The sequence below is a fragment of the Leisingera sp. ABM4_060 genome (assembly GCF_056158765.1).
In genome coordinates this window covers 60205-72843 of record NZ_JBSWTX010000002.1, presented here as the reverse complement: position 1 = coordinate 72843, position 12639 = coordinate 60205, and the positions used below count along the sequence as shown (strand labels likewise).

Genomic DNA, 12639 nt, shown 5'->3' with positions numbered 1-12639 from the left:
CCAAAGGGCGCGTTTACCGCCAAAGATTTCATGAACCGCGGGCGGGCCAAATTACCTTCTGGCTACGCCTTGCTTCGGTTCTGGCTAACAAGGTCTGCACCCACCCCGGGGGACGGGGCAGTGCAGGCTGCGCGGGGACGGAAGCGCTCAGGCCTCGTCCGCCCGGCTTTCGCCGGGACCGCGGTAGGTCTCATAATGGCGCTGGATTGCAATCTGGTCAGCCACATGTTTGGCGTCGTGCCAGACTCCCCAGATAAAGGTCGAACCGCGGCGCGACTGCCAGGGCAGGCCCAGGAAATAGATCCCCGGCTCCACCGACACACCGCGCTGATGCTGCGGACGGCCCTTGCCGTCAAAGGCATCGACATTCATCCAGCCAAAGTCCTGGCGGAAGCCGGTGGCCCAGAGGATGGTGGTAATTCCTTCCGCTGCCAGATCCAGTTCGCGGATCGGATTGGTCAGGCTGTCCGGGTCGGCAAAGGCCTCCCGCGCCTGCGGCTCTTCCGGCAGATTGATGCCGGTGCGTGCCACATACTCGTCTGCCAGATCCAGCATTTTCAGGTAATCTGCGTCGCCGTTGGCAATGTTTTCCTGCAAGTCGCCTGCAAACGTGATGGTGCCGCTGTCATAGCTTTCCGTCAGGCCCAGCAGGGTCACGCCCTCACCGGCCAAGCGGCGGAAATCCATGGTCTGGCCGCCGTAGGCGCCGCTGACCGAGATCGTCACATGCTCCTTGCCCGGCTCCAGCGCCGCCTGGTCCCACAGGCCCAAAACGCCCAGCCACCAAACGAAATCACGGCCGCGGTACATGCGCGGCGGCCGGTCATGCGGGCCGACCGACAGGTACACCTTGCGGCCCGCCCGGTTCAGCTCATCGGCAATTTGCGCACCCGAAGAACCTGCGCCCACAACCAGCACTGCGCCCTCCGGCAGCTGTTCGGGATTGCGGTAGTGGAAGGAATGCAGCTGGTTCACTGCCGCCCCTTCCGGCACCACAGGCGGGATCACCGGATGCTGGAAGGCGCCGGTGGCGGCCACGATCCGCTGCGCCTCGATCACCCCGTCCGAGGTCTCGACCCGGAAACCGCCGGTGCCGTTGATGCGCTCGGCCTTCTTCACCTCGACACCGGTGCGGATCGGCGCATTGAAGCGCCCGGCATATTCGACCATGTAGTCGGCAACCCGCTCCTTGGCCGGAAAAGATTCAGGGTCGGTGCCGGTGAACTCCAGGTTCGGAAACCGGTCATGCCAGGCTGGTCCGTTTGCCACCAGCGAATCCCACCGTCCGGTGCGCCAGGCTTCGGCAATCCGGTTCTTCTCCAGCACCAGATGCGGCACACCATGGCTGGTCAGATGCTCGCTCATGGCCACGCCAGCCTGGCCCGCACCAACAACCAGCGTGTCTACCTTTTCAATCGCCATTTCCAAACCCTCTCCTGACACTTCGGCGCGGGCTGCACCGCGCCGGTCTTCCTAATCAGGAATTCCACATCGCCGGAGCATGAAAAAGAAATCTATGGCTTACCTCTGGTTCGCGTGGAACTAAGCAGGGCGGTTCCGGAAGTTATGCAATGGTTAAACGAGGGGGCCGTCTGCCCCCTCGAGCGCCCCCGAGGATATTTTCAGCCAGATGAAGAACGGATCCGGTGTTTGCCGCTGGCGAGGCGGCAGATCAGCGCATAACGAAGGGGTCCGGGATTGTTTCGTCTGTTGTGCGCAGCCAGACGGCTTTTGTTTTTGTGTAGTCGAGGGCGGCCTGGAGGCCGCCTTCGCGGCCGTGTCCGGAGAGGCCGTGGCCGCCGAAGGGGGCGATCGGGCTGACGGCGCGGTAGGTGTTGACCCAGACGATGCCCGCGCGCAGGGCGCGGATCATCCGGTGGGCGCGGGTGAGGTCGCGGGTGAACAGGCCGGAGGCCAGGCCAAAGGCGGTGCTGTTGGCAATCTCTACCGCTTCCGCTTCGGTTTCGAAGCCGACCACCGACAAGACGGGGCCGAAGAACTCGGTTGTCAGGCAGGGGGCCTCCGGGGCATCCGAGCAGTCCAGAACCGTGGGCGGGAAGTAGAAGCCGCCGCGCGCCGGCGCCGTGCCGCCGGTGATCAGCCTGGCGCCCGCCTTGAGCGAGGCTTCGATCAAAGCCTCTGCGTGATCGCGCTGTTTCAGGGTGCAGAGCGGGCCGACTTCGGTGGCCATGTCACCCGGGGCGCCGATCACCACGCTTTCCGCCTTGTCCTTCAGCCGGGCGAGGAAGGCGTCTTTGAGGCCCTTCTGAATGACCAGGCGGGAGCCTGCGACGCAGCTCTGGCCGGTGGCGGCGAAGATGCCGGAGACCTGCGCGTTCACGGCGCTGTCCAGATCGGCGTCGTCAAAGACGATGAAGGGCGACTTGCCGCCCAGCTCCAGCGAGGTGGAGGCGAGGTTTTCGGCCGAGTTGCGCACGATGTGGCGCGCTGTCTCCGGCCCGCCGGTGAAGGCCACGTGAGCCACACCCTGGTGGCTGGTCAGCGCCGCACCTGCTTCCGGGCCGCCGGTGATCACGTTCAAAACGCCTGCCGGAAAGCCCGCCTGATCAAAGATCCGGGCAAATTCCAGCATCGGCGCCGGGGCCTCCTCGGAGGCTTTCAGCACCACGGTGCAGCCCGCCGCCAGCGCCGGGCCGATTTTCACCGCCGACAGGAACAGCTGCGAGTTCCAGGGCACCACGGCGGCCACCACGCCGATCGGCTCGCGGCGCAGCCAGACCTCCATGTCCGGCTTGTCGATCGGCAGATGCGCGCCCTCGATCTTGTCGGCGAGCCCTGCGTAATAGCGGTAGTATTCCGCCACATAGGCGATCTGCGCCGAGGTCTCGCGGATGATCTTGCCGGTGTCGCGGGTCTCCAGCCCGGCCAGCCTGGGAGCATGTTCCGCCACCAGATCCGCCAGCCGCATGAGGAGCTTGCCGCGCTGGGTCGCACTCATCCCGGCCCATTCGGGCGAGAAGAATGCAGCCTCCGCCGCGCAGACGGCCCGGTCCACATCCGCAGGCGTGGCCGACGGCATCCGCGCCCAGGGTGCGCCGGTGGCCGGATCAAGGCTCTCGAAGCTGGCGCCTGCGTCCTCAAAGGCGCCGCCGATATACTGCTGGAAAGACTGCATCTGCTGGCTCCTGTTACTGGAAGGCGGGCATCACATCGGTGATGAAGCGCTCAAGCGAGGCCTTCTTGCGCTCAAACGGCATGCTCGAGTTGATCCAGAAGGCATATTCGTCATAGCCCAGGGCCTGGTATTTCCGCAGCCGTTCGATCACCGCCGCAGGCTCGCCGATCACCAGGTCGCGCGCCATGGCCTCGGGGCTGTAGAACGGATGCGCGGCGATTTCCTCGTCCGAGAGCGGCGCGATCAGGCCTTGCGTGACCTCGCGCTTGTTCATGAACCAGGCGCCGAAGTAGCAGTAGAAGCGGTTCAGCTCCTCTGCCGCCTGCTGCACATCCGCCGCGCTGTCCGCCACATAGGTGTGCTGCAGCAGCATGATCCTGGGCCGCGGCACCTCCGGGTGCTTTGCGCAGGCCGCGTTGAACTTGCCCATCAGCTCTTCGATCTCGCCGTCGCCCTGCCACAGCGGCGTCACCTGCACGTTGCAGCCCTGCGCCACCGCAAATTCATGGCTGTTGGGATCGCGCGCCGCCACCCAGATCGGCGGGCCGTCCTGCTGCAGCGGTTTCGGCGACGAGGTGGTCTTGGGGAAGGCGTGGAATTCGCCCTCCTGGGCATAATCGCCCTGCCACAGGCCCTTCACCGCCGGGATCAGCTCGCGCATGCGCTGGCCCGCCTCCCAGGCATCCATGCCCGGCATCATCCGCTCGTATTCAAAGGAATAGGCGCCGCGGGCAATGCCCAGATCCAGGCGGCCCTCGGTGATGATATCGGCCATCGCCGCCTCGCCCGCCAGCCGGATCGGATGCCAGAACGGCGCAATCACCGTGCCGGTGCCCAGGCGCACATTCTTGGTGTGGCGCGCCACGTCGATCAGGTTCAGCAGCGGGTTCGGCGCAATGGTGAAGTTTATGCCGTGGTGCTCGCCGGTCCAGATGGCATGCATGCCGCCCGCATCGGCGATTTTGCACAGCTCGATGAACTCATCATACAGCCGCTTCTGGTCGTCCTCCGCGGAGATCCGCTCCATATGCGCAAAAAGGGAAAATTTCATCAGGTCTCGCTCCCTGCCCCGCCCCCGGCGCCAACAGGGCGCACCTCTCCGCGGGTCTGGTTTCCATAATACACCCCGAAGTTGCCGATCCGGGCCTCACTGGCGAACCGCTCCAGCATGGTGCACATCGCCGCGTCGGCAATGTCCATCAATGTGGTTTCGGTCAGCTCGGTGAAGGCCCCCTGCGCCGGCGTGCCCCCGGCGGATTGGCACAAAAACGAGATGTGCTGATGTTCGCGCGCTTCATCTTCATAGACGGAGTAAATGAACCCCGCCTCAGCCTCGACGCCGCTCTCCGCAATCAGCCTGGCCAGCGCCGCCGAGGCGCCCTCCTTGCCGACCCGCACTTCCGGCAGCGTCAGCTTGCCCTGTTCATTGCCCAGCAAGAGCACCTTGCCCTCATGCTCAATCAGCGCCGAGACAATCAGCTTGGCCCCCTGGCGCAGCGCTTCGGCCTCGGCTGCAGGCGTCACATAGGCGCCGCGCACGTAGCCCAGCCCCGGCGCGGGCGAGGTCTCAAAACCCTCAACGCGGCCGATCAGGATCAGGTGGTCGCCCGCCTCCACCCGGTTGTGCATGGCGCAGTCGAACCAGGCCGAGACCCCGTCCAGCACCGGGCTGCCTGCCGGGCCCTGCCGCCAGCCGACCGCGGCAAAGCGGTCCTCGACGGGCCGGGCAAAGGTGTTGGAGACATCCTTCTGGTCCTCCGCCAGCACATTGACGGCAAAGCCTGCCGCCTGGCTGAAGGCCTGGTAATTGCTGGAGGAATTGGCCAGGCACACCAGCACCAAGGGCGGGTCCAGCGACACCGAAGTGAAGGAATTGGCAGTAAAGCCGATCGGGTTGCCGTCCGCATTCTGCGCCGTCACCACGGTGACGCCGGTCATGAAGGTGCCAAAGGCGTTGCGCAGGGCGCGCGGGTCCAGTTCGCTCATGACGTCTCCCCTTCCACTGGCGCTGCCAGCCAGTCCTGCAGCGCTGCGTTGACCGCCTCAGGGGCGGTCAGATTGACCATATGCCGGTGGCCTTCGATGACAATGGCCTGGCCCCGCGGCGCCGCCGCCGCCATTGCCGCGGCCATCTGCGGCGTCGAGTTCGGATCGCCGTCGCCGGTCAGCGCCAAAAGCGGGCAGGCAATGCCGCCAAACCCATCCGCATAAGTGCTGTCGCCGCGGGCAAAGGCGCTATAGGCCGCCGCGTAACCGTCCAGATTCACATCCGAGAGCCACGCCGCCACCTGCGCCCGCGCCGCCCTGTCCGCAGCACTATCGCCAAACCAGCGCGTCAAAGGTGTTTCCAGATCAAAGCTGCCCGCGCGGATCTCATCCGCGCGCGCCTCAACCGCCGCCCGCGCCGCCGCGCCGCGCCGGAACACCCCGTTCAAGAGCGCCACCCGGGCCACGTTTTCAGGATGGCTGACCGCGTAGCCGCCGGCAATCAGCGCCCCCATCGAATGGCCCGCCAGATAGACCGGCCCCAGCCCCAGTGCCTGCAAAACCCCATGCAGCCAGGCCACATAGTCCGCCAGCTCCGGCGTGCCCGGCAGCGCAGCGCTGCCGCCATGGCCCGGCATATCCAGCGCAACCACCTCATGGGCGGCGGCAAAAGCCTCAATCTGCGGCCCCCAGGCCGCCGCCTGCATGCCGACCCCGTGCAGCAGCACCAAGGGCGCGCCGGACCCTGCCCGCAGGCCGGTGACCGGGCCAGCCACCAGGCCGGAGGCCTCAGACAGCTGCAGGGTTGTCGAGGTCATGGCCCAGGTCCTTCAGGTCCTGATAGCGGTCGCCGATGCGGTGGTGCGGGCGGCCGCCGATCGAGGCGCCAAGTGCAATCACGATCTCATCCGGGCCCGGCGCATCTGCGACCGACAGCTGGATGGTCAGGTAGTGGCTGCGCTTGCCGCCGTCGTTCTTGTCCATCAGCGGGATCTGCAGCGAGGCATTGGCGGGCCCGCGGGTATTGGTGAAGGCAAGATAGGATTTCGCCCCCACCGCCTCGCGGAAATGGTTGCCAAAGCGCAGCGTGTGAATCAGCGCCGAGGCATGCTCCACCTCGCCGTTGACGCCGACAATGGCCGATTTGCCGTAGCCCTCGACCCGCTCGCCGCCGCCTGCGGCCTCCAGCACCATCGCCGTCAGCTTCTCGCCCAGCCCCGGCGCGCAATCATGGATCGCAGGCCGCAGATCCTCGACAAACCCCTGCCCCGCCCAGGGGTTCTTGATCACCGCCACCGCGGCAATCATCGTGAGCGGCTGCGCCGCCGCCTTGCCGCCCTCGATCAGGGTCTCTTCAACATGCAGCAGCGTCTTGCGGATTTCAGCGGGCATGGCCGGGTCTTTCTTGTGATTCCATCGTTGATCATCATATGGTATACCATACGACCATATGTCAATGATCCCTTGTTCCCCCCCGCCCCGGCTGCTATCCCGAATCCCATGACACGCCCCCAAAGCCAGCCTGTGATGCGCAAGATCGAGCAGCTGCCGCAGACCCTGCGCGACATCGTCCAGGAGCGCATGCGCGAAGCGATCATCGCAGGCCAGTTCGCCCCCGGCGAACGGCTGGTCGAGCGCCCCCTGTGCGACCAGCTCGGCGTCAGCCGCACCGTGGTGCGCGAGACCATCCGCTATCTCGAGGCCGAGGGCCTGGTCGAGATCCTGCCCGGCAAAGGCCCGATCGTGGCCCGGCTCAGCTGGGACGACGCCCGCCAGATCTACGATATCCGCCGGATGCTGGAGACCGCCGCCGCCGCCCAATGCGCCCGCAACATGACGCCGCAGCTGGCAGCAGACCTGCAGGCCGCCCTGCAGGACCTGCAGGCCGCTGCCGCCGAAGGCGCCCCCGCCCCCCTGCTGCGCGCCACAACCGAATTCTACCGCAGCATCTTCGACGGCGCCGCCCAGAACGTCGCCTGGGAAATCACCCAGCGCCTCAACGCCCGCATCAGCCGCCTGCGCGCCGTCACACTGTCAACCAAAAACCGGCAAAAACCCGGCACCGCACATATGCACGACATCTGCAACGCCATCCTATCAGGCAATGAAGCCGCAGCGCAGAACGCCGTTGAAAAACACCTGCAAGACGCAAAACAAACCGCGCAGCGGCGGCTCGCAGATGAAGAGAAGCACAAAGACAATGCCTAAAGGCTATTGGATCGCCAATGTGACCGTCACCGACCCCGGCCGCTATCAAGGATATCAGGCGGTGGCCCCAGCGGCCTTTGCGGAATTCGGCGCGCGCTTTCTGGCCCGCGGCGAGGCGGAAACCCTGGAAGGCCGGGCCTGGCAGCGCCGGGTGGTCATTGAGTTCGACAGCCTGGAACAGGCGCGTGCCTGCTATGAGTCCAAGGCCTATCAAGCGGCCCGGGCTGAACGCGCGGGTGCATGCGAGGCGGATATTGCATTGATCGAAGGCCTGGAATGAGCCATTCATCCGGCGCCTGAAACACCATAGCAACTGCTGCCAGGATCAGCCGCCACCCCGGGTCTGACAGATCTCGCGGGCGCGGTTGTGCAGCATCTCCAGGTCTTCAGGCGGAAACGGCGTGTCGGTGTGCTCGGCCATCCACAGCGCCATCTCCAGAAGCACCGGCTCCAGCGCCCGCCCCTTGTCCGTCAGCTCATAGCTGACAGCGCGGCGGTCGTTTTCGCAGACATGCCGGTCCAGCACCCCCAGCGACACCAGCCGGGTCAGCCGGTTGGTCAGGGTGCCGGTGGAAATACCTTCCTCCATCCGCAGAATCTGGCTGAATTTTTTCGGCCCTTGCAGCAGGTCACGCACGATCAGCAGCGACCAGCAGTCGCCGAAAAACTCCAGCGCGCCATTCAGCAGGCATTCGGAGCGGCAGATTTCTGGTTGCGGGTCAGTCATTTGCATAGATGTCACAGGCCGGAACCACACCCGGCAGCCTGGCAGTGATGCCATGAATCCGCGGCCAAGGCAATTGCCGCGCGGCGGCTAGCAGCCCGTCGGCATGGCCTCACCGCAATGTGATCCGGATCACAGACGCTTCGATATTTAGCTTTACTTTGAGAAGTGAAGTTCATATCGCTTCAAAAAGTGAAGCGATTCCGCCGCGCGCACAAGCGGCAATCAAACAAGAGGGCGGTGCAACATGACGAGAACTCCTATTGCGGTACATCGACTTTGTGCTGGCGTGGCGCTTATGGGTGCTGATCGGCATTCTGGCCGTCAGCTTTGCAGCGTCGGCCGGCATGTCGCGGCTGACGATGGCCAGCGACTACCGGGTGTTTTTCGGGGCCGATAACCCGGACCTGAAGCGCTGGGACAATTTCCAGGCAACATTCTCGAAAAACGACAACGTGTTCTTCATCCTGCAATACCCGGAGGGCGAGGCCTTTGACCGCCAGATGGCGGTAGTGATTGAGGATCTGACCGAACGGGCCTGGGCGCTGCCCAATGCCACCCGGGTGGATTCGCTCAGCAACTTCCAGCGCACCTGGGTGGATGGCGACTTCCTGGAGGTCGAGGATCTGGTGCTGGGCGCCGGGGACCTCAGTGCAGAGGACCTGCGCGAGCGTTCCGATTTTGCCGTGGGTGAGCCGGCACTTTACCGCGCGCTGCTGTCCGAGGACCTGCGCACCAATGGCATCAACGTCTCGATCGAGCTGCAGGGCGATGCTGACGCCGAGGGCCGCCGCACCGCGGTTGAAGCCCACGCCATGGCTGATGAGATGCGCAGCAAGTATCCGGACTTGAAGATCGCGCTGACCGGCTCGATGATCATGAACTACGGCTTTGTGCAATCGGGCGAAGCCGATGCCACCAGCCTGATCCCCGGCATGTACGGGCTGATGCTGGTGCTGACGCTGGTGATGCTGCGCTCGGTTTCCGGCATGATTGCCACGCTGATCACCATCATCCTGTCGACCACTGTGGCACTGGGGATTGCGGGCCTTCTGGGGATGCGGCTGGCGCCGGTCACCATCATCGCGCCGAACATCATCCTGACCCTGGCGGTTGCCGACTGTATCCATATCATCAGCTCGGTGCAGAAGCATCTGCGCGCAGGGATGGAGAAACAGGCTGCGATCAAGGAAGCGCTGCGCAAGAACTTCACCGCGGTCTTTGTCACCTCGGCCACCACCGCGGCGGGCTTCCTGGCGCTGAACTACTCCGACGCGCCGCCGTTCCAGTGGCTGGGCAATATCACTGCATTTGGCGTGCTGGCCGCCTGGATCCTGGCGATCACCTTTGTGCCGGCCTTCCTGTCCTACATGCCGCTGAAACCGGCCGCCGCACCGCGCGAAAGCCGGATGCAGCAGGCGATGGCTGCGCTGGCGGATTTCACCATCCGCCGCTCGCGCGCCATCCTGGTTGCGGGCACCGTCGGTGCGGCTGCGCTGATCGGCCTCGCGCTGACCAACAGCCTGGACGACCGGTTCTCGCGCTATTTCGACGAGAGCCTGACCGTGCGCCAGGACATCGACTTTGCCGCCGAAAACCTGCGCGGCCAGGACATCTTTGAATACGAGATCCGCGCCGAGGGCCCGGGCGGCATCAGCGACCCGCAGTATCTTGCGATTTTGGACAATTTTGCCTTGTGGCTGCGGGACCAGCCTGAGGTTGACCAGGTCACTGCCTTCACCGACGTGATCAAGCGGCTGAACCGGGACATGAACGGTGGCGACCAGGGCTTCTATGCGGTGCCGCAGGACGCCAAGCTGGCGGCGCAGTATCTGCTGCTGTATGAACTGTCGCTGCCCTTTGGCCTGGACCTGAACAACCAGATCAATATCGACAAATCGGCCACCCGCCTGTCCGTGGTGATCACCGATATCAACCTGGAAGGCCAGAACGCCTTTCACGCAAGGGTCGCTGATTGGGTGGACACAAACTCCCCCGAAGGCATGATCGAGCCGCCCACAGGCATCTCGCTGATCTTTGCCTCGCTCACCCTGCGCAATATCGTCGAGATGATTACCGGCAACGTGATCGCCGTGGTCACCATCAGCCTGATGATGATGGTCACCCTGCGCAGCTTTGGCATTGGTCTGGTCTCGATCATCACCAACGCGGTGCCTGCGATGATCACCTTTGGCCTCTGGGCGGTGTTTGTCGGCCATATCGGCATGGCAGCTGCGGTGATCGGTGCAGCGTCGCTGGGCATCGTGGTGGATGACAGCGTCCACTTCCTGACCAAGTACCTGCGCGGCCGCCGTGAAAAGGCGCTGAACCGCGAAGATGCGATCCGCTATGCCTTTGCCGAGGTGGGCGACGCAATTGTCTTCACCTCGATCATCGTGGGCGCGGGCTTTGCGCTGATCGCCTTCTCCACCTTCCAAGTGAACGCCCAGCTGGGCCTTCTGACCGCAATCACCGTTGCCGTGGCCATGGTGTTCGACTTCCTGGTGCTGCCGGCAATCCTGCTGGCAGGCCGCCGCAAATCCGACGTTCAATCCAACAATGGAGGCTTTGATGCCGCTGCAACCCCTGCTCAGTAAACGTTCCGCCCTGGCCCTGATCGCCGGCGCCGCACTGGCCCTGTCGCCGCTGCCGCTGCTGGCCCAGGACGCCGCCCAAAAGGGTTATGAGATCGCCGCCCGCTCTGATGTCAGCGATAACGGCTTCCGCGACAGCGCGGTCGACGTGACCATGGAGCTGAAAAACGCCGCAGGCCAGTCCAGCAGCCGCCAGCTGCGCATCCTGACCCTGGAGCGCGCCAGCGCCAAGGTGGGCGACAAGTCGATCTCGATCTTCTCGACCCCTGCCGACATCGACGGCACCGCTGTGCTGAGCCACGCCAAACTCACCGCCAATGACGACCAATGGATCTACCTGCCCGCGGCGCAGCGGGTGAAGCGGATTTCCTCGTCCAACAAATCCGGCCCCTTTGTCGGGTCGGAATTTGCCTATGAGGACATCACCGCGCAGGAGCTGGGCAAGTTCACCTACAAATGGATCGGCACCGAGAACTGCCCCGGCGGCGGCAAATGCGAGGTGGTTGAGCGGGCGCCGGCCTACAAGAACTCAGGTTACTCCAAACAGGTGGTCTGGTTCAGCACCAAGCACTGGCAGGCGGAAAAGATCGAATACTACGACCGCGCAGGCAACCACGCCAAGACCATGACCGCCACCGGCATCAAGAAGCGCGGCGGCTTCTGGCGCCAGGCCAAACTGCACATGGTGAACCACCGCAACGGCAAATCCACCACGCTGAGCTTTGCCAACTGGCGCTTTGCCACCGGTCTGCGCGACGGCGACTTCCGCTCCAACGCGCTGGAAAGCCTGGACTAAGCCATGCGGATTGCATTTACCGCACTCTCTGCGCTGCTGATTGGATCAGCGGCGCAGGCTGAGGCGCCACGATTTTCGGGCTATATCGGAGCTGAGGCCACCTATTTCACCAGCGAAGGTCTCTATCCGGGCCAGCTGGAGGACTTCCAGGGCAGCTTTGTCTTTGCGCCTGAGCTGCGCTGGCGCTCGGAGGACCGAGACACCCAGATCCGGTTCAGCGGCTTTGCCCGCTGGGACAGCGAGGATAGCAACCGCACCCATTGGGACGTGCGCGAGGCCTACATCCGCCGCCAGATGGGTGATTTCTCGGTGCTCTTTGGCGCCAACAAGGTATTCTGGGGCGTCACCGAAAGCCGCCATCTGGTGGATGTGATCAACCAGCTCGACCTGCTGGAATACACCGACGACGACGCCCGCCTGGGCCAGCCGATGCTGGAGCTGTCGCTGAGCAAGAACTGGGGCACCGTCTCGGCCTTCTTCATGACCGGTTTCCGCGAGCAGGAATTCCCGGGTGTGGACGGCCGCCTGCGGACGCCCTTGGTGGTCGATGAAAGCGCCGCCACCTATGGCCATAGCTCCGAGGAATGGGCACCGGACACCGCGCTGCGCTACTCCAACACTTTCGGCAGCGTCGACCTGGGCCTCTCCGCCTTCCAGGGCACCTCGCGCGAGGCGCTGCTGCTGCCCGCCGCAGGCGGCACGGCGCTGCGGCCCCATTACGCCCGCATCTGGCAGGCGGGGATCGACGTGCAATGGACCGGCGACAATGCCCTGTGGAAGCTGGAAGCGATCCGCCGCGGCAGCGAGGAGTTCGAGACCTTCGAAGCAGCCGTCGGCGGCATCGAATACACCGTCTACCAGATCGGCGGCGGCGACGGCGACCTGGGACTGATTGCCGAATACCTCTATGACGGCCGCGGCGCCAATACGCCGGTCACCGCCTTTCAGGACGATGTGTTCCTGGGCGCTCGCTGGACCGCCAATGACAGCAATGACACCAGCCTGCTGGCGGGCGGTTTCTATGACCTTGAAGACGGCTCCACCAGCTTCCGCGCCGAGTTCGAGCGGCGGCTGGAAAACGGCTTGCTGCTCAAGGTCACCGGCCAGAGCTTTGGCCACACCGATGCCGCCAACCCGCTGGACGCGCTGCGCGAGGATGACTTCCTGTCGGTCTCGCTGGAGCACCACTTCTAGA

The 12639-nt window shown here is 64.5% G+C and carries 12 protein-coding genes; 5 read left to right on the top strand and 7 right to left on the bottom strand.

Annotation, left to right across the window (positions count from 1 at the left end):
* Positions 1-147: 147 nt before the first annotated feature.
* From ACXAEH_RS20910 to ACXAEH_RS20885, 6 genes are all read right to left on the bottom strand, one after another.
* Positions 148-1422: a flavin-containing monooxygenase gene (locus ACXAEH_RS20910; protein WP_475035776.1), complete on the bottom strand. Its 1275-nt coding sequence runs from the start codon at positions 1420-1422 to the stop codon at positions 148-150.
* Between the two features lie 250 nt (positions 1423-1672).
* Positions 1673-3136, bottom strand: coding sequence for an aldehyde dehydrogenase (locus tag ACXAEH_RS20905; RefSeq protein ID WP_475035775.1), 1464 nt, complete (start codon positions 3134-3136; stop codon positions 1673-1675).
* A gap of 13 nt (positions 3137-3149) precedes the next feature.
* A complete protein-coding gene (locus tag ACXAEH_RS20900; RefSeq protein WP_475035688.1) occupies positions 3150-4187 on the bottom strand; it encodes an LLM class flavin-dependent oxidoreductase in 1038 nt (345 codons plus the stop codon).
* Positions 4187-5122, bottom strand: a complete 936-nt coding sequence (locus ACXAEH_RS20895; protein WP_475035686.1) for a flavin reductase — start codon at positions 5120-5122, stop codon at positions 4187-4189. The genes ACXAEH_RS20900 and ACXAEH_RS20895 overlap by 1 nt, the downstream gene beginning before the upstream one ends.
* The gene (locus tag ACXAEH_RS20890) at positions 5119-5940 is read right to left on the bottom strand and encodes an alpha/beta fold hydrolase (RefSeq protein WP_475035684.1); all 822 of its coding nucleotides are present in this window, start codon (positions 5938-5940) and stop codon (positions 5119-5121) included. The genes ACXAEH_RS20895 and ACXAEH_RS20890 overlap by 4 nt, the downstream gene beginning before the upstream one ends.
* Positions 5912-6514, bottom strand: coding sequence for an amino acid synthesis family protein (locus ACXAEH_RS20885; RefSeq protein WP_475035683.1), 603 nt, complete (start codon positions 6512-6514; stop codon positions 5912-5914). The genes ACXAEH_RS20890 and ACXAEH_RS20885 overlap by 29 nt, the downstream gene beginning before the upstream one ends.
* A gap of 108 nt (positions 6515-6622) precedes the next feature.
* Here ACXAEH_RS20885 and ACXAEH_RS20880 point away from each other — a divergent pair, with 108 nt between their 5' ends.
* Together ACXAEH_RS20880 and ACXAEH_RS20875 are read left to right on the top strand one after the other, a co-directional pair.
* On the top strand, positions 6623-7330 hold the full coding sequence (locus ACXAEH_RS20880; RefSeq protein WP_475035774.1) for a GntR family transcriptional regulator: 708 nt from the start codon (positions 6623-6625) through the stop codon (positions 7328-7330).
* Positions 7323-7610 (top strand): DUF1330 domain-containing protein, encoded by a 288-nt coding sequence (locus ACXAEH_RS20875; protein WP_475035773.1) that lies wholly within the window; start codon positions 7323-7325, stop codon positions 7608-7610. Before ACXAEH_RS20880 ends, ACXAEH_RS20875 begins: the two co-directional genes overlap by 8 nt.
* A 45-nt stretch (positions 7611-7655) precedes the next feature.
* On the opposite strand, the gene ACXAEH_RS20870 is transcribed toward ACXAEH_RS20875, so the two are convergent.
* The gene (locus tag ACXAEH_RS20870; protein WP_475035771.1) at positions 7656-8057 is read right to left on the bottom strand and encodes a winged helix-turn-helix transcriptional regulator; all 402 of its coding nucleotides are present in this window, start codon (positions 8055-8057) and stop codon (positions 7656-7658) included.
* 260 nt (positions 8058-8317) lie between these two features.
* On the opposite strand from ACXAEH_RS20870, the gene ACXAEH_RS20865 reads away from it, so the two are divergent.
* The 3 genes from ACXAEH_RS20865 to ACXAEH_RS20855 are packed head-to-tail and all read left to right on the top strand — an operon-like array spanning position 8318 to position 12638.
* On the top strand, positions 8318-10651 hold the full coding sequence (locus ACXAEH_RS20865) for an efflux RND transporter permease subunit (RefSeq protein ID WP_475035769.1): 2334 nt from the start codon (positions 8318-8320) through the stop codon (positions 10649-10651).
* Positions 10626-11444 carry an outer membrane lipoprotein-sorting protein gene (locus ACXAEH_RS20860; RefSeq protein ID WP_475035767.1) on the top strand — a complete coding sequence of 273 codons (819 nt, stop codon included), beginning with the start codon at positions 10626-10628 and terminating at the stop codon, positions 11442-11444. Before ACXAEH_RS20865 ends, ACXAEH_RS20860 begins: the two co-directional genes overlap by 26 nt.
* Positions 11445-11447: 3 nt before the next feature.
* Positions 11448-12638: a hypothetical protein gene (locus ACXAEH_RS20855; RefSeq protein WP_475035765.1), complete on the top strand. Its 1191-nt coding sequence runs from the start codon at positions 11448-11450 to the stop codon at positions 12636-12638.
* The last annotated feature ends 1 nt before the right edge of the window (position 12639 follow it).